19 protein-coding genes and 1 pseudogene are annotated in these 16119 nt (G+C 70.8%); 10 read left to right on the top strand and 10 right to left on the bottom strand.

What is annotated here, in order from left to right; all coding sequences use genetic code 11:
- The first annotated feature begins 453 nt into the window (after positions 1-453).
- The 3 genes from JHW41_RS25055 to JHW41_RS27725 all read left to right on the top strand — a co-directional run bounded on the left by JHW41_RS25055 (position 454) and on the right by JHW41_RS27725 (position 2219).
- Entirely contained in the window at positions 454-1731 is a 1278-nt protein-coding gene (locus JHW41_RS25055; protein WP_250448277.1) for a TCR/Tet family MFS transporter, read from the top strand.
- An 89-nt stretch (positions 1732-1820) separates the two neighbouring features.
- Entirely contained in the window at positions 1821-2057 is a 237-nt protein-coding gene (locus tag JHW41_RS25050; protein ID WP_078996215.1) for a hypothetical protein, read from the top strand.
- Between the two features lie 21 nt (positions 2058-2078).
- Positions 2079-2219 carry a DUF6053 domain-containing protein gene (locus JHW41_RS27725; RefSeq protein ID WP_428995599.1) on the top strand — a complete coding sequence of 47 codons (141 nt, stop codon included), beginning with the start codon at positions 2079-2081 and terminating at the stop codon, positions 2217-2219.
- Here JHW41_RS27725 and JHW41_RS25045 read toward each other — a convergent pair.
- Complete coding sequence (locus JHW41_RS25045) at positions 2216-2653, bottom strand: barstar family protein (protein ID WP_250448276.1); 438 nt, start codon at positions 2651-2653, stop codon at positions 2216-2218. The genes JHW41_RS27725 and JHW41_RS25045 overlap by 4 nt on opposite strands.
- On the bottom strand, positions 2650-3084 hold the full coding sequence (locus JHW41_RS25040) for a ribonuclease domain-containing protein (protein ID WP_057945778.1): 435 nt from the start codon (positions 3082-3084) through the stop codon (positions 2650-2652). The genes JHW41_RS25045 and JHW41_RS25040 overlap by 4 nt, the downstream gene beginning before the upstream one ends.
- Positions 3085-3155: 71 nt before the next feature.
- Here JHW41_RS25040 and JHW41_RS25035 point away from each other — a divergent pair, with 71 nt between their 5' ends.
- Positions 3156-3599: a hypothetical protein gene (locus JHW41_RS25035; protein WP_250448274.1), complete on the top strand. Its 444-nt coding sequence runs from the start codon at positions 3156-3158 to the stop codon at positions 3597-3599.
- A 35-nt stretch (positions 3600-3634) separates the two neighbouring features.
- Here JHW41_RS25035 and JHW41_RS25030 read toward each other — a convergent pair whose 3' ends face one another.
- Together JHW41_RS25030 and JHW41_RS25025 are read right to left on the bottom strand one after the other, a co-directional pair.
- Positions 3635-4039, bottom strand: coding sequence for an I78 family peptidase inhibitor (locus JHW41_RS25030; protein WP_250448272.1), 405 nt, complete (start codon positions 4037-4039; stop codon positions 3635-3637).
- Between the two features lie 433 nt (positions 4040-4472).
- A complete protein-coding gene (locus tag JHW41_RS25025) occupies positions 4473-4775 on the bottom strand; it encodes an I78 family peptidase inhibitor (protein ID WP_057945781.1) in 303 nt (100 codons plus the stop codon).
- 272 nt (positions 4776-5047) lie between these two features.
- Between JHW41_RS25025 and JHW41_RS27720 the strand changes: the two genes are divergently transcribed.
- Positions 5048-5152 (top strand): hypothetical protein, encoded by a 105-nt coding sequence (locus tag JHW41_RS27720; RefSeq protein ID WP_428995598.1) that lies wholly within the window; start codon positions 5048-5050, stop codon positions 5150-5152.
- On the opposite strand, the gene JHW41_RS25020 is transcribed toward JHW41_RS27720, so the two are convergent.
- The 3 genes from JHW41_RS25020 to JHW41_RS27715 all read right to left on the bottom strand — a co-directional run bounded on the left by JHW41_RS25020 (position 5105) and on the right by JHW41_RS27715 (position 9013).
- Positions 5105-6316 carry a ribonuclease H-like domain-containing protein gene (locus JHW41_RS25020; RefSeq protein WP_250448270.1) on the bottom strand — a complete coding sequence of 404 codons (1212 nt, stop codon included), beginning with the start codon at positions 6314-6316 and terminating at the stop codon, positions 5105-5107. The two genes, JHW41_RS27720 and JHW41_RS25020, sit on opposite strands and share 48 nt — an antisense overlap.
- Complete coding sequence (locus tag JHW41_RS25015) at positions 6313-8781, bottom strand: DEAD/DEAH box helicase (RefSeq protein WP_078996221.1); 2469 nt, start codon at positions 8779-8781, stop codon at positions 6313-6315. Before JHW41_RS25015 ends, JHW41_RS25020 begins: the two co-directional genes overlap by 4 nt.
- Positions 8782-8962: 181 nt before the next feature.
- Positions 8963-9013: a DUF6053 domain-containing protein gene (locus tag JHW41_RS27715; RefSeq protein ID WP_428995597.1), complete on the bottom strand. Its 51-nt coding sequence runs from the start codon at positions 9011-9013 to the stop codon at positions 8963-8965.
- A 91-nt stretch (positions 9014-9104) separates the two neighbouring features.
- Here JHW41_RS27715 and JHW41_RS25010 point away from each other — a divergent pair, with 91 nt between their 5' ends.
- The 4 genes from JHW41_RS25010 to JHW41_RS24995 all read left to right on the top strand — a co-directional run bounded on the left by JHW41_RS25010 (position 9105) and on the right by JHW41_RS24995 (position 13975).
- Positions 9105-10478, top strand: coding sequence for an Hsp70 family protein (locus JHW41_RS25010; RefSeq protein WP_250448268.1), 1374 nt, complete (start codon positions 9105-9107; stop codon positions 10476-10478).
- A gap of 100 nt (positions 10479-10578) precedes the next feature.
- Entirely contained in the window at positions 10579-11832 is a 1254-nt protein-coding gene (locus tag JHW41_RS25005; RefSeq protein WP_250448266.1) for a hypothetical protein, read from the top strand.
- A complete protein-coding gene (locus tag JHW41_RS25000; protein WP_428995596.1) occupies positions 11804-12475 on the top strand; it encodes a DUF938 domain-containing protein in 672 nt (223 codons plus the stop codon). The genes JHW41_RS25005 and JHW41_RS25000 overlap by 29 nt, the downstream gene beginning before the upstream one ends.
- Positions 12476-12580: 105 nt before the next feature.
- Positions 12581-13975, top strand: coding sequence for a sialidase family protein (locus JHW41_RS24995; RefSeq protein WP_250448262.1), 1395 nt, complete (start codon positions 12581-12583; stop codon positions 13973-13975).
- Here the strand turns inward: JHW41_RS24995 and JHW41_RS24990 are convergent.
- Together JHW41_RS24990 and JHW41_RS24985 are read right to left on the bottom strand one after the other, a co-directional pair.
- Positions 13885-14499: a YiiX family permuted papain-like enzyme gene (locus JHW41_RS24990; RefSeq protein ID WP_250448261.1), complete on the bottom strand. Its 615-nt coding sequence runs from the start codon at positions 14497-14499 to the stop codon at positions 13885-13887. The two genes, JHW41_RS24995 and JHW41_RS24990, sit on opposite strands and share 91 nt — an antisense overlap.
- Entirely contained in the window at positions 14496-15035 is a 540-nt protein-coding gene (locus JHW41_RS24985) for a GNAT family N-acetyltransferase (RefSeq protein ID WP_250448259.1), read from the bottom strand. Before JHW41_RS24985 ends, JHW41_RS24990 begins: the two co-directional genes overlap by 4 nt.
- Before the next feature lie 139 nt (positions 15036-15174).
- Between JHW41_RS24985 and JHW41_RS24980 the strand changes: the two genes are divergently transcribed.
- Positions 15175-15990 (top strand): nucleotidyltransferase domain-containing protein, encoded by an 816-nt coding sequence (locus tag JHW41_RS24980; RefSeq protein WP_250451279.1) that lies wholly within the window; start codon positions 15175-15177, stop codon positions 15988-15990.
- A 19-nt stretch (positions 15991-16009) separates the two neighbouring features.
- On the opposite strand, the pseudogene JHW41_RS27710 reads toward JHW41_RS24980, so the two are convergent.
- Positions 16010-16093: pseudogene (locus JHW41_RS27710) on the bottom strand (DUF6053 domain-containing protein); the annotation flags it as partial.
- Positions 16094-16119: the final 26 nt, after the last annotated feature.

Below are 16119 nucleotides of genomic sequence, written 5' to 3'. Positions count from 1 at the left end.
CCGCGCGGCGCGCGGCATGGCGTCGGGTTCCGGCGTTCGGCTGTGTCCTGGAGTTCGCTTCCTGTGGGGTCCGCAACGCGCGTCGCGTTGGCGACGTCGCTAAGTCTGGTGGCTTTGGCGCGGAGACCGTCCACCGCTGGCGCGGACTTTCGTCCGCACCGCAGCGTTGGAAACCGAGCGTGTCCCGACTAAAGCACAAATTGTGCGATGCGGCAATTCGCCCGCGGACGCGGAAATAGCAACTTTTGAGCGGCGTCGCGCTTGTGAGCGCACGCGCTCACAAGCGATTTCGTAAGTGATTCATCGCGAAGGAAAAATCGTCGATTCGTCGCGGCATTAGTAACGTCAGAAACCATCCTGCCATGACATTCGTCCCTGCCCGCGCGCAGGCCGCGCGCTAAACTGCGCGGCGAGCACCCTCGCACTGTCTCCCAGGCCGGCCGCCGACTCCGCATGACTTCCGCTTCCGCTCCCGCATCGGGCGCGCGCCGCGCTGCGCTCGTCTTCATCTTCATCACGGTGTTGATCGACGTGCTGTCGTTCGGCCTGATCATTCCGGTGCTGCCGCACCTGATCGAGAAGTTCGTCGACGGCGACACCGCGATCGCCGCGTATTGGGTCGGCGTGTTCGGCACGGTGTTCGCGCTGGTGCAGTTCCTGTTCTCGCCGATCCAGGGCAGCCTGTCGGACCGTTACGGCCGGCGCCCGGTGATCCTGCTGTCGTGCCTGGGGCTGGGTCTGGATTTCCTGCTGATGGCGGTGGCCGACAGCCTGCCGCTGCTGTTGATCGGGCGGATTATCTCGGGCATCACCGCGGCCAGCTTCACCACCGCCAACGCCTACATCGCCGACATCACCGCGCCGGAACAGCGCGCCAAGAGCTTCGGCATGATCGGCGCGGCGTTCGGCGTGGGCTTCGTGATCGGGCCGCTGATCGGCGCGTACCTGGGCGAGGTCGACCTGCGCCTGCCGTTCTGGTTCGCGGCCGGCCTGGCGCTGCTGAATTTCCTCTACGGCCTGTTCGTGCTGCCCGAGTCGCTGCCGCCGCAGCGGCGCAGCGCGCGCTTCGACTGGGCGCACGCCAATCCGTTCGGCGCGCTGCTGCTGCTCAAGCGCTATCCGCAGGTGTTCGGGCTGGCCGCGGTGGTGTTCGTCGCCAACGTCGCCCATTACGTCTATCCGAGCATCTTCGTGCTGTTCGCCGACTACCAATACCACTGGGGCCTGCGCGAGGTCGGCTGGGCGTTGCTGGTGGTGGGCGTGTTCAACGTCGTCGTCAACGTCGCCCTGATCGGACGCGCGGTGGCGCGCCTGGGCGAGCGCCGCACGCTGCTGCTGGGCCTGGCCTGCGGCGTGGCCGGTTTCGTGATCTACGGGCTGGCCGACCACGGCTGGCTGTTCCTGCTCGGCCTGCCGATCAGCGCGTTGTGGGCGATGGCCACGCCGGCGACCCAGGCGCTGCTGACCCGCCAGGTCGACGCCGATGCGCAGGGCCGCATCCAGGGCGCGCTGATGAGCCTGATCGCGCTGGCCGGCGTGGTCGGGCCGGGGTTGTACGCCGGCAGCTTCGGCTATTTCATCGGCCCGCACGCGCCGGTGCATCTGCCGGGCGTGCCGTGGTTCATCGCCGCCGCGTTGCTGGCGCTGGGCTGGTTGATCGCCTGGCGCTATGCGCGGGTGCCGCCGGCCTCGGCGCCGCCCGCGGCCGGCGCCGCCGAAGCGCTCGCCTGAACCGCGCCGCTCCCTACCTGACCGATGGCACAGGTCGGGCGGCGGCGCGCGGCGGCATCGTCGCGTTCGGACCTCCAGGAGAAACCCCGATGCAGATCGCGCCCGCTCTGGCCATTGCCGTCCTCGCCGCCGCGCTGAGCGCCTGCGGCGGAGTGTCGTATCGCGATACCAACGCCGCGGTCGACGCGCGGCCCGAATGCGCCAGCGGCCCGCAGCGTCCTGGCGAGACGCCGCCGACGTGGTGCGAGCGCAAGGTGCAGACGGAGTGGAAGTCCGACGGCGGCGGCGAGAAGGTCGACTTCAAGAAGAAGGACGACGAGCGCTGAGCGTTCGTTGGGGGCGCGGCGATCCGGAACGAGAGCGTCGGGCCTGAAGGCCCTCCCACAAGAGCGAGGCGTCGGGTTGTGCTGCCGGCTGCGCTCACGGCTTTGGTGGGAGGGGCTTCAGCCCCGATGCTCTTGTCTCAGCTCGCCGCGCCTTTCGCCTAAGGCGCCATCTGCACCAGTTCCGCTTCCGGCAGCGGCAGCAGCGCCCAGAACGGCACCCGCGTCTTGGCCCAGTCCTGCGCGGCGTCGCCGAGGATCTCGACCAACGTCGCCGCATCGTCGGCATGCGCGGCCTGCCACGCGCCGGCGCGTTCGATCAGCAGCAGGTAGCCCGGCGCGGGCCACCACGACAGGTCGTTGACGCTGTCGTCGAGCGCGTCCCAGTTGCCGCCGAACCACTCGGGAAAGCGCAGTCCCGCGGCGATGCGGGCGAGGGCGTCGTCCTTGTCGCGGCAGCCGGCGAAGTCCACCCGCGCCAGCGCGAATCCGAGCTCGGTCGCGGCATCCGCCAGGGCCTGGCTGTCGCGCGCATCGATGAAGTAGGCGCCGGCCTGGGCCGGATCGGCGAGCAGTTCGCGCGGGTCGGTGGCGCTCATCGCGCGGCTCCTTGGGCGGGCGGATCGAAGCGGCGGAAGCTGCGATAGTGATCGTCGGTGTAGTAGTACTCCGACGGCGGATCGCCGCCGGTGACGATGCGCCGCGCGCCGCGGTCGCCGGAGCCCGGGGTCTCCACGGTGTACTCGCGGTAATAGCCGCGCGCTTGCGCGGGCAGGCGGCGCTCGCGGTTCTGGAAGGTGCTGCCGTCCTGGCGGTGCGCGAACGGGCCGCCGTCGGCGATGCGGCGCAGTACGTCGCGGGCCTCGGCGGGCAGGAAGGCGGGGGCGGATGTGGCCAAGCCGTCGCCGGCGGATACTGCGACCGGCGCGCTTGCACCGCTGTCGCCGGTGGGTTGGCGCGCGCCCTGCTGGCTCCACAGCCACAGGGCCAGCAGGGCGACGACGGGGATCAGCCAGAGAGGGCGGCGCATGGCTTTACTCGTTGCGGAGCGGAAGCGAAAGTGTAGGCCAAGGCCGTGAAACGTGAAGGAGCGGGGACCGCATGACCGTACTGACGTTGCAGTGGACCTTCGTCGAATTCGAGCAGTACGAGGCCGCGGAACGCGAACACAGCGAAATCCATGTCGCCGCCGTCACCGAGCATGCATCGTTCCAGACGCGGTTGTACGTCACACGGGCACAGGTGCGTGCGCTGGCGTCCGCGTTGCGCGCGTGGCGCTTGTCTGGCGAAGCGCCGCACGCGCGCTGGGGCGAAGAGCGCGGCGCCATGGACATCCGTTTCGGGTTCGAGCCGCCGGGACGGGTCGCGATCGCGTTGCGCCTTCGGCAGCGGCCCATCCATACGGGCTTCGGCGTCATGGCCGACCAGGTCGAGCTGTACCTGGCCAGCGAGCCTATCCTGATCGACCATTTCGCCGATCAGTTGGCGGACATGGCCGAGTGGAAGAGCCGCAGCGCCGAGCTGCAGGCGGCACATTTTCTTTGAGCGATGCGGCGATCGGCGAGGCCGCATGCGCGGTCTCAGCCGCAGCCTACATCGACGACGACGTTGTTCGCGTCCACGCGCACGTTGACGCGGCCGTCGAGGTATTCCTTGGTGATCGCCTGTCCGGGCTTGAGCACGCGCACGGTGCGGCCGCCGGCGGCGGCGCGGGCGCGTTCGACCGTGGCGGCGTCGGCGGTCTTGCCGATCGCGCCGGCCTTGGCGGCTTCGGCGTTGCAGCTCGGACGCGGCGGCGGGGGCGTGGGTTGAGCGGGCGTGGCGGGTTCGACGGGCGCCTGGCCGGCGGCGGCGGATTGCTCGGCGGAGCTGGGCATCTCGGCGGCCGGACGCGGGCCGGCGCAGGCGCTCATCGCCAGCGGCAGCGCGGCGGCGAGGCACAGGGCGGGCAGGATGCGGCGGGCGGCGACGGTCGGTGCGGGCATGGCGGGCTCTCCTTCGCGATGCGCGCGGGGCGCGCGATCAGTCGAGCCTGCGCCGCCCTGGCTGTGTCGCGAGTTAATGCATCGGATCGCGATGACCGATCCGCGACCGCGCGCACAACGCGCGAATGGGCGAGGGAGGTCCCAGGGACCCGCGGCGTTTCGTCTCGCTCTAATCGAAACGCCGCGGGTCCCTGGGACCTCCCGTCCGCGGATCCGAGACACCGGACGCGACCGCGGCTTGCAGGGCGATGCCTTGGATTGCGAGAGCTGGTTTACGATCGGGTACACGGCTTGCAGCGCCGTCGCGGGAGGGCCTCAGGGCCCGCTGCGTTTCGATTAGAGCGAGACGAAACGCAGCGGGCCCTGAGGCCCTCCCACCGTGGGTTCGAAGTCTTGGGCGACGAGCCGCAGTCTGTGTGGGCCGCGATGCGGCTCAGCCGCAGCGCAGGCCGGTGATCGCGCCGCGGTCGTTGACGTCGACGTTGATGCGGTCTTCGCGGTAATCCATGGTCGCGGCCGAACCCGGGGTCAGCACGCGCACGTCGCGGCTGCGGGTTTCGCTGCGGATGCGGTCGACCGTGGCGGCGTCGGGCGCGCGGCCGATGGCCCAGCGCGCGGCCTCGGCGTTGCAGGTCGGGCTGACGTTGGTCGGTGGGATCGGGGTGGCGCAGGCGGACAGGATCAGGCCCAGCGCGGCGACCGGCAGCGCGAGGCGGAGAGAGATCGGAGAGGACATGGCGAGGCTCCTGCGTGAAGCATGGACGGGAGTGCCGCGAGCCTGGGCCCGGCGGCGTGTGCGGCGCATGAAGGCCGGCATCGCGGCAACGGCGCGGCGGCGAAGGCCATGTCTGGCGCGTTGCCGCGTTGCGTCGCGACCGTGCCGTCGCTGCGAGGCAGGGCGAGTCTATACAAGCGCGATGAATGTTCTTGTATCGATTGTTTACGGTGCAGCCGACGTCTCGTTCGGAGCGTGTGGGAGGGACTTCAGTCCCGACGCCTTTCGATCGGATCGGAAACGAAAACGTTGGGACTGACGTCCCTCCCACAACAGCGGAATGCGCGGGCTCAGGATTCCTGCAGCGCCGCTTCGGCCTGCGCCTGCGCATACGCTAGCACCAGCCGCTGCATCAGCTCGGCCAGGGTGACCACGTCCTGGTGGTTGTGCGCGGCCACCCGCCGCAGCAGCGCGGACGAACCGCCGCGCAGGAACTGCAGCCACGCCGCCGGCGCTTGCGAACCGGGCAGGTCGTCCTCGCGCAGGATCCGCAGCAGTTCGCGCTCCAGCGTCGCGAGCCTGCAGTTCTCCCACACCCCGCGGTACAGCCGTCGCGCCGGGAACAGCAGATCGACGTGATCGAGCCCGCTCAGCGGATTGGCGATGCGTGCCAGCCGGTAACGGGTGTTCAGCAGCGGCGCGTCGTAGCAGCGGCCGTTGTAGCTCGACAGCACCGTGCCCGGCGCCAGCCAGCGCGCGAACTCGCGCAGCATCGCGGCTTCGGCCGAGAGCGTGGAGATCATCAGCTGGCGGATGCGCAGGCCGTCGCCGAGCACGGGATCGTCGTGCCAGTCGGCCGCGCCGATCATGAAGGCGCGGGTGCCGGTGCCGCCGGCCAGGCCGGTGGTCTCGGTGTCGAAGAACAGCAGCCGGCGCGGGTCGAGGTATTCGTCGGGACGCTTGGCGAAGGCCAGCGACAGCGCTTCGCGCGGGCCGGGCAGGGGCAGGTGGGCCTGGATCAGGTGCAGGCCCGGGGCGATTTCCTCGCCGGGCAGGGAGCGGTCGATCGGTCGATCGCGCAGCGCGGGTGCGTGCACGGGCGTAGCGGTGTGGGCCAGCGCGCGCGCGGTCGGCGCGCGGTCGCGCGCGCCGGCGCTCGGCGCCCGCGGTGCGGGCGTCGCCGCGCCCGCGGGTTTGCGTTCGCGTAATGCGATCAGGCGGCGCAGCGCGTCGAGGTCGGTGCGTTGCGGGCGGCTCGGCGCAAGGCCGTCGGGGCCGAAGATGGCGTCGGCGCCGCTGGCATCGGCGACTGCGGCTACACGGTGCGTAGCGCTCGCTGCCGCCGCGTTCGCGGTCGGCGCGGCGGTGTCCGGCACGGCCGCAAGCGATGCGGCGGCCGTGGCCGCGTCGAGCATGGGCGCCGCCGGCAGCGCGCGGCGCGGGCCCGCGAACGCCGTCGCGCCGGCCGCGTCGCGTTCCCGCGCAGGTTGTTCCGTCGCCATCGCGTCGCTGCGCCCCGCCTGTTTCTGCAGCGCGCGCAGCTTGGCCAGGTCCAGGCTCATGCGTCGGCGTCCTCGAGCAGGCGCAACACCTGCAAGGCCAGCGTGCGCGGCGTGGCGCCGGCGCCTTCTTCGTCGCTGGCCAGGATCGGGCCGACGCAGGCCGGGCAGCCGGCGCGGCAGTCGCAGCCTTGCACCAGCTCGCGCGCGCGCGTCACCAGCTCGGCCTGGCGCAACCACAGCGGCTCGCTCAGGCCGACGCCGCCGGGGAAGTTGTCGTACAGGTACACGGTCGGCACGAACTGCTGCACCTCGCCGACCAGGGCCAGCGCCGCGTCGCCTTCGCCGTCGCCGGGACGGATCTGCCCGCGCCCGTCCTTGTCCTGGGTCGCGAACCAGGCGCCGTCGCCGTTGCCGACCGACTTCTGCAGATCGCGCGCATCGGCCATCACCGCCACCGTGGCGACGATATGCAGCGCGTGCGCGGCGCCGAGAAAACCGTCGAGCGCGTCCTGGCGCGAAGCGAAGCGCGACAGCAGCACGCCCTGCGGCAACTGCCACCACAGCGCGGTGGTGTGCAGCTCCTGGTCGGGCAGGTTGACCGGCCCGTAGCCGATGCTTTCGTGGGTGTAGTAGCGGATCTTCTTGTAGCCGGCCACGCGCCGCACCACGTGCACTTCGCCATGGTGGCTGTCGCCGCGGCCGGCATCGCCGCCGTCGAAGCGTTCCAGCACCTTGAGCTTGGTGTAGTCGATCGAGTCGGTGTAGTAATCGACGTGGGTGCGGGTGACATAGGCTTTGCGGCCCTCCCAGTCCAGCCGCTCGACCTGGTACGGCACCGACTGGATCATGTGGATCGCGCCTTCGTACAAGGTCAGCGCCGCGGCCGAGTAATCGACTTCGGCGATGATGGTCTGGCGGCCGTCGCTGCGGTCGACCACGACGAAGTTGCCGTCGGCGACCGAACGCAGGCTGACCGCATTGGCCGGATAGCTGTCGGCGATCCACTCCCAGCGCTCGCCCTCGCGGTGGACCACGCCGGTTTCGGCCAGCGCTTCCAGGAACACCTCCGGATCGACCGGGCCGAACGGCTCGCCTTGCTGGAACGGCAGCTCGAACGCGGCGCAGCGGATATGGTCGAACAGGATCAGCGGCTGATCGGGGGCGATGCGCGCGTGTTCGGGCGAGGCGTCGGCGAAGAAGTCCGGGTGCCGCACGACGTACTGGTCGAGCGGCTGCGAGCTGGCGACCATCACCCCGAGCGAGGGCTGTTGGCGCCGGCCGGCGCGGCCGAAGCGCTGCCACGTGGCCGCGACCGAGCCCGGATAGCCGTTGAGCACGACCACGTCGAGGCTGCCGATGTCCACGCCGAGCTCCAGCGCCGAGGTCGCGACGATGCCGTCGATGCGGCCGTCGCGCATCGCCCGTTCGGCCTCGCGCCGCTCGCTCGGCAGGTAGCCGCCGCGGTAGGCGCGGATGCGCGCGGGCTTGCGCGGGTCGGAATCGAACACGTCCTTGAGGTACTTGGTCAGCACCTCGACCATCAAGCGCGTCTGCGCGAACACCAGGGTCTTGAGCCCGGCCTTGATCGCGATGCGGGCGATGCGGTTGCTCTGCGAACGCGCCGAGGCGCGCAGGCCGAGGTCGGCGTTGATCACCGGCGGGTTCCACAGCAGCACGTGCTTGTCGCCGGTCGGCGCGCCGGAGTCGAGGATCGCGCGCACGGGTTGCTCGATCAGCGCCTCGGCGTGCGCCTGCGGATTGCCGATGGTGGCCGAGCACAGGATGAACTGCGGACGCACGCCGTAGAACGCGCAGATGCGCTTGAGCCGGCGCAGCACCCCGGCGACGTGGCTGCCGAACACGCCGCGGTAGGTATGGACCTCGTCGATCACCACGTAGCGCAGGTTCTCGAAGAACTGCGCCCACTTGGTGTGATGCGGCAGGATCGCCTGGTGCAGCATGTCCGGGTTGGAGACGACGATGTCGCCGTGCAGGCGGATCGCCTGGCGCGCGTCGCCGGGCGTGTCGCCATCGAAGGTGAAGGCCTTGACTCCGAGATCGCCGGCGCGGTTGAGTTCCAGCAACTCGGCGACCTGATCCTGGGCCAGCGCCTTGGTCGGGAACAGGTACAGCGCTTTCGCGCCCGAGGTCATCGCCGCGCTGACCACCGGCAAGGTGTAGCACAGCGATTTGCCGGAGGCGGTCGGCGTGACCACGGCGACGTGCTCGCCGGCCTGCGCCGCCTGCCAGGCTTCGGCCTGATGGCTGTAGAGCCGGTCGATGCCGCGCGCGCGCAGCGCGGCTTTCAGCGGCTCGGGCAGGTCCTCGGGCAACGGCGCGTAACGGCCCTCGCGGCCCGGCAGGGTGAAGTGCCCGGTGATGCGGGCGCCGTAGCGGCGTTGCAGGCGCTGGGCCAGCGCGGCGCCGTGGCGCGCCGGCAGCGGCGCATCCTCGCCCTCGGGCTTGCGCGCGTTGGGGTGGGCGGGGACGAGGTCGTGGTGCGCGGGATCGATAAGGGCGGACATGAAGGGGCTCGGGCGAAGGCTCGGGCGGAAGCGTGAGCGCGGACAGGTGCAGTCTCGTTGTACGCGACCGGGGTCTCAGCGTGTGAGACGGCGGCGTGGCGGATGCGGCGGGTTTGCCGTTTTTGGCGGCGGCCGAGGCAGGTGCCTTTTTGGGAGGGCCTTCAGGCCCGATGCTCTCGTTTCAGTTCGCCGCGACCTGAGCCGAAAGCATCGGGCCTGAAGGCCCTCCCACAACAGCCCGCGGGCATCGGGCCTGAACTCCCTCCCACAACAGCCCGCGGCAAAGCCTGTATCCTTGCGCGCCGCGAATTCCAGGCCCGCCCATGAAGATCGGCATCGACTTCGGCACCAGCTACTCGGCCGCCGCCGCCGTCATCGACGGCGAAGTCCGCACCGTGCGCTTCGGCCAGGAGCGCCAGTTCCGCACCACGGTGTACTTCCCCGAGGCCGTGCCCGACCTCGACAAGTTCGAGCTCGACGACGCGATGGAAGCCGAGGTCGAGGCCCTGGTGCGCAGCGCCCGCGCCGAGCAGAGCCGCAACCCCGCCCAGGCCCGGCGCAGCGACCTCGAACTGCGCCGCGACGCGGTGCGCGCGGTGCGCCGGCAATGGCTGGAGCGGCAGGTGCGCGAGGCGCGCGCCTCGGCCGCGTCGCTGCAGAACGCGGTGTACGGCGAGGAGGCGGTCGAGGCCTACCTGATCGAAGGCTTCGGCAATCTGGTGCAGTCGCCCAAGTCGATGCTCGGCTACCAGCTGGCGCCGCACGTGCGCCAGACCATCGTCGGCATCGCCGGCTACATCCTCGAACACATCCGCCTCAACGCCAGCCAGCAGTTCGGCGCCAACGTGCGCGCGGCGGTGCTCGGCCGGCCGGTGCAGTTCCGCAGCTCGATGGGCGCGGCCGGCGGCGACCAGGCGCTGGAGATCCTGCGCGAAGCCGCGGCCGGCGCCGGTTTCGACGACGTCGACTTTCTCGAAGAACCGGTGGCCGCGGCGCTCGGCCATCACGCACAGAGCGCGCAGCGACACCGCGCGCTGGTGGTCGACATCGGCGGCGGCACCAGCGACATCACCCTGGCCGAAGTCGGCGGCGCGCAGCCGCCGCGAGTGCTGGGCTCGTGGGGCATCGCCCGCGGCGGCGTCGACGTCGATCTCGCGCTGAGCCTGTCGCGGTTCATGCCGCTGTTCGGCAAGGGCGCCACGCGCGTGCCGGCGCACCATTTCGTCGAAGCCGCGACCGTGCACGACGTGATCCGCCAGCGCGACTTCCAGCGCCGCGACGCCTACCGCGACGTGCCCGCTCCGTTCGGCTCGCGCTTGATCGCGCTGCAGGACACCGGCAACACCACGCGCCTAAGCCGCGCGGTGGAGGCGGCCAAGGTCGAGTTGAGCTCGCGCGAACGCAACCGCGCCGCGTTGGACTACATCGAGACCGGGCTGTTCCAGGAGGTGTTGGCGCCGGATCTGACCGCGGCGGCCGAAGGCTTCCTCGGTTTCCTGACCGAACTGCTCGGCGAGGTGTCGGCGCAGATCGACGCGCCGCCGCAGGTGGTGTTCCTCACCGGCGGCATGTCGCGCGCGCCGTACGTGCGCGCCGCGGTGCAGCGTTGCTTCCCGGATGCGCAACTGGTCGCGGGCGATCCGTCGCTGGGGGTGGTGTCGGGGCTGGCGTTCGCGGCGCACAGGGCGCATATCTGATGCCGAACGAGGTGTGATCACAGTTGGGCCTGACCGAGGTGTTTGGAACGACTGAAGCTTATGGCAAGGTGGGCTCCAGCTGGCTGGGACGGGACAGGCCATGGATATGACGTCGGTCAAATCGAGCGGATCGCTAGCGGGAGTCGAGGCTTGGGCTGTCAGCCAGCTGAAAACGCATCCGAAAAGCAGCCTGGCGCTGATTTCTACGGTATGGGGCGGCGCAATCGTGCTGCATCATTTCGCTAGGATCGGGCATTTACCGATCCTCGCGCTGCCGGACCTAGCCGGCGTTGTGTTGGCGTCAGCCGTCATCGGTTTCGCGGCGCTGTTGGCCGTAATGGTGCTCCTGGTCGCGCCTGGGCTGATGCTGCTGTACTGGTATCGCCAAGGGGTGCGGGCGAAGAGCATCTTCTGCTGCGGGGCCGCCGCGCGGCGCAGGCCCAAGGCCGTGATTTGTATCGGTCTGAGTGTGCTTGCCGTGTTAGTGGTGGCGGCCGCTTATGCGGCGACGCTGGCGATGCCGGTCTTTCTGCTCCTGCCCGTATTTGCCCTGGCCTATTGTTGGCGCTACAGACTCTGGCCAAGGCAACTGCGCTGTGTCATCAGCCGGACTACGCGGCGCAGAACCAATCCCATTTCCTATTTCCTTCTGAGCGCGCTCGCCGCACTGCTCGCCGCGGCCGCCTACGCGGCGATGCTTCTGAATTTTCACTGGCTGGCTACTTGGCTGGTAGCGTTCGCTCTGCCGCCTATGGCCGTCGCGATCGGTCTGGAAACGCCGCTGCGAGAGCGCATTATCGGATGGCTGCGACCGCATCCGGTGTTCGTCGCATTTCAGTTTGCGTGCTATCTGATTGCTTGGGCGATCATGACGCCAATGCTGCTGCTATGGCGTTATGAGCCGGACCATGTCGTGATAAGGAATGTGGCTATCATGACCGCGATGACGCTGCTGCTTCATATGGTGATCTTCGCAACTGAGAAAATGCCGATCAGGCACAGACTGATCGCACCGACGGCGGTCATCGTCTACCTCATGGTCTTTACCAATGTTCCGTCCATAGGCGCGAGCCGGGTCATCGCGTTTTTCGGACTCGGCGAGGTGCCGAAGATAAACTTGATCCTCACCAAGCAAGGCTGCGATACGGTGAACACCGCGTGGGCGCGGAGACCTTGCGTGGTCACCGGCCAGCACTCCGGAGCTTACCTGCTGGCCGATGTCGACCTACTCACCCGTATTGGTCCGCACTATGTGCTGGCGCAGCGCGACAGTTCCATACGGACAGTTGATCCGCAGGCGCCGCGGGTCGCCGTCCGAGGCGATGATGTGCTGGGTTGGTCGAGGACGGAATGATATTCGCATGAAGCCTCACTCCCCCTCCTGCGACCGCAACCGCGACCCCATCCTCGCGGTCCTGCGCGAACGCTTCGCCGGCCGCTGCGAGGCGCTGGAAATCGGCAGCGGCACCGGCCAGCACGCGGTGCATTTCGCCGCGGCGATGCCGTGGCTGCGCTGGCAGTGCTCCGACGCCGCCGCGTATCTGCCCGGCATCCGCGCCTGGCTCGACGAGGCGGCGCTGCCGAACACGCCGCCGCCGCTGGAATTGCAGGCGGTCGTCGGGCCCGCGCCGGGCTTCGCGCCCGCGCCGCCGCTGCCGCGCGGCCCGGCGGGCGACGCGCGCGGTTTCGACGCGGTATTCAGCGCCAACACCCTGCACATCATGGGCTGGCCGCAGGTCGAGGCGTTCTTCGCCGGGTTGGCGACGGTGCTGGCCGCGCAGGCGAGCGTGGTCGTGTATGGGCCGTTCAATTACCGCGGCCGCTACACCAGCGACAGCAACCGCGATTTCGACGGTTGGCTGAAGGCGCGCGATCCGGTCTCGGGCATCCGCGATTTCGAAGCGGTCGATGCGCTCGCGGCCGCCATCGGCCTGCGCTTGCGCGAGGACATCGCGATGCCGGCCAACAACCGCTGCCTGGTCTGGCGTCGCGACTGAACTGCGACATACACAGCACGGCGCCGCGGCTGCGACGCCGCGGCGCTTGACCGCGGCGGTGGCGCGGTCCGCACAATGACAGCGGCTCCGAACCGGTCCTCGCTCATGCATCCCTCGCTTTCGTCCGCACTGTCGTGCGCGCTCGTCCTGACGGCGGCGACGACAGCGTGCCGGCCGGCCTCGCCGCCGCCGGCCGCGGTGGCGCAGGGCCAGGCCCAGGCCCATGCCGCCCAGGCTGCGCCGGCACCGCAATGGCGCGTATCCGACTGGCCGCTGCCGGCCACCGGCGCGGCGGCGCAGCCCGACCTGATCGCCGCGCCCGACGGCGGCTGGCTGCTGTCGTGGATCGAGCCCGGCGCACGCGGCGGGCATGCGCTCAAGTTCGCCCGCGCCGGCCGCGACGGCGCCTGGGGCCCGATCCGCACCATCGCCCAGGGCCGCGACTGGTTCGTCAACTGGGCCGACACGCCGCATATCGCGCTGGCCGCCGACGGCGCGCTGTGGGCGCACTGGCTGCGCAAGTCGGCGCCGGCGACTTATGCCTACGACGTGGTGCTGAGCCGTTCCGGCGACGGCGGCGCGACCTGGTCGGAACCGGCGAAGGTCAACGACGACGGCACCGCGACCGAGCACGGCTTCGTCTCGCTGTGGCCCGACGGCGCCGACGGCATCGGCGTGGCCTGGCTCGACGGCCGCCGCACGGGCGGGGGCGAAGGCCACGAAGGCGGCGCTCACGCCGGCCACCGCGGCGCGATGACCCTGCGCGCCGCGCGTTTCGACGCGCGCTCGCAACGCTCGCTCGACAGCGAGCTCGACCCGATGACCTGCGATTGCTGCCAGACCGATGCCGCGCCGACCGCGCGCGGCCCGCTGCTGGTCTATCGCGACCGCGACGCGCAGGAGATCCGCGACATCGCCGCGACCCGCCGCGAGGCCGGCGGCTGGACCGCGCCGCGGCACGTGCACGCCGACCGCTGGACCATGCCGGCCTGCCCGGTCAACGGCCCGTCGGTGGCGGCGCGCGGCGACGACGCGATCGTCGCCTGGTACACCGCCGCCGGCGGCGAATCCAAGGTGCAGGCCGCGCGCAGCGGCGACGCGGGCACGAGCTTCGGCGCGCCGGTCGTGCTCGACCGCGGCGAGCCGGTGCAGGGCCGGGTCGAAGCCGCGCTCGGCGCGGACGCGGCCTGGGTGTTGTGGCTGCGCGAGGACCGGCAAGACGGCCAGACCCTGTGGCTGGCGCGGCTGGCGCCGGACCTGTCGCGCGAACTGCAGCGGGTGCAGGTGACGCGGTTGCAGGGCCGCGGCCGCGGCACCGGATTCCCGCAGCTGGCGGTCGGCGACGGCGCGGTCTACATCGCCTGGACCGAACTGGCCGACGGCGCCGCGCGCCTGCGCGGGGCCAGGCTTCAGCCCGAAGCCACCGTCTCCAGCAGCGGCGAATCGAACATCGACGCCGGCGAGACCACCGGCTCGTCCAGCGGCACGCGCGCGCCGTAGCGTTCGCGCAGCTTGGCCTTCACCGCCGGGTCGTCGAGCTCGAACTCGCGCAGCCGTTGCAGGCGGCCGATGCGCACGCCCATGGCGCGGTCGTAGAGCTTGTAGACCAGTTCGCTGCAGTAGATGCGCTGGTCCGACCAACCGAAGGCGAGGTCGTAATGCTTGCCGCGCAGCCGCTCGGCCTGCGCCCGCAGGCGCCGCACCTGCGCGGCGTCCGGCGGCGCGCGCAGGCGCTTGGCGACGTAGCGCCCGCCCTGGCCGCGCGCGATCCAGTCGGCGAGCGGGGTGTAGCGCACCGGTTCCACCGCCTCGAACACATACGGCCGGCCGCCGCGATGCAGGACCACGCCCATGTGGCTGTAACGCGAGCCGGTCGCGCGCTGGATCGCCAGGCTTTGGGCCGAGCGCGACGCGTGGAAGACCAGGTCGCCGTCGCGCAGCGCCGGCGGCGCGGCGCGCGCGCAGGCCGCGCACGCGGCCAGCGCGGCGGACAAGGCCAGGCCGCGGGCGAAGGCGCCGATCATGCCGGCGCGGCGTCGGCGCCCGCGTCGGCCTCGGCGGTCGCGTACAGGCGCACGTCGCGGTTCTCGGTGCCGTGCCGGATCGTGCCCTGCGCGCGCATGCCCAGGCGTTCGAGCACCTTGATCGAGGACGCGTTGTCGGGATTGACGATCGCCAGCACCCGCGGCAGCGCCAGCGTGGCGCCGGCGTAGCGCAGCACCGCCTCGCCGGCCTCGACCGCGTAGCCGCGCTGCCAATGGCGCTGCAGGAAGGCGTAGCCCAGGTCGGGGTCGGGCAGGGTATCGCGGCGCAGCAGCCCGCACAGGCCGATGGGCTCGCCGCCCTCGCGCAGTTCCACCCGCCACAGGCCGAAGCCGTGGCGCGCATAACTGGCGGCGGGGCCGTCGTGGATGTAGCGCAGCGCGCCGTCGAGATCGCGCACGCCGCGGTCGCCGATGCCGCCGAGGAAGCCGGGTTCGTTGAGCAGTTCGAGGATGAAGCCGGCATCGCCGGCGGCGAGCTCGCGCAGGGTCAGGCGGTCGGTGTGGATCGTCGGCATGGGCGGCGGCGCGCGCGGGAGGGTGGGGCAACGATACGACAGTGGCGGTGCCGGGTGAGGCGAGGATGAAGCCGCGCCGCGGCTACACTGGCCGGCCGTTCCCGCTGCCGTTCGCGCCGCCATGACCGAACCCGACCGCCTGCACGAGATCCACCCCATCGCCGAGGACAAGCGCCGCGCCGTGCTCGACGCGCTGGCCGCGATCGAGCGCGAGCACGACGTGCGGGTGATCTACGCCTGCGAATCGGGCAGCCGCGGCTGGGGCTTTTCCTCGCCCGACAGCGATTACGACGCGCGCTTCGTCTACGTGCACCGTCAGCCGTGGTACCTGACCGTCGACGAGCGCACCGGCCCGGGCGAGCCGCAGCGCGACGTGATCGAACTGCCGATCGAGGCCGATCTGGACGTCGCCGGCTGGGACTTGCGCAAGGCGCTGCGGCTGGTGTCCAAGTCCAATCCGACGCTGCTGGAGTGGCTGCGCTCGCCGATCGTGTATCGCCGCGACGACGCCCTGGCCGCCGGCCTGCACGGCCTGGCCGAGCGGTTCTACTCGCCGGTCGCGGCGTGGCACCACTATCTGAGCCTGGCCCGCGGCACCTTCAACGCGCACCTGGGCGGCGACAGCATCCGCACCAAGAAATATCTGTACGTGCTGCGCCCGGTGCTGGCCTGCCAATGGATCGAGCGCGAGGACGCCGCGCCGCCGATGGCGTTCGAGTCGTTGCTGGAGCGTTTGTTGCCCGACGGCCCGGTGCGCGCGGCGATCGAGGACCTGCTCGCGCGCAAGCGACGCAGCGCCGAGGTCGAGGCGGGGCCGCGGGTGCCGGCGCTGAGCGATTTTCTCGCCGCCGAACTGGAGCGGATGCAGGCGCAGCCGCCGCAACTGATGCCGGGCCGCGGCCGCGGCGAGGAACTCGACGAGTTCCTGCGCGCCGCGCTGGCGCAACCGTGGTGACGCTTCCGGGCGCGGCGGTCGTGGGAGGGCCTTCAGGCCCGACGCTCTTGCCGCAAATCGCGATGACCTGACCGAACGGCATTGGGCCTGAAGGCCCTCCCACAGAAGGCCTTGCCGCAACCGCGCGAC

The sequence above is a fragment of the Lysobacter enzymogenes genome, assembly GCF_023617245.1.
GTDB classification, from domain to species: Bacteria; Pseudomonadota; Gammaproteobacteria; order Xanthomonadales; family Xanthomonadaceae; genus Lysobacter; species Lysobacter yananisis.
This window is presented reverse-complemented; position numbering and strand designations above follow the sequence as displayed.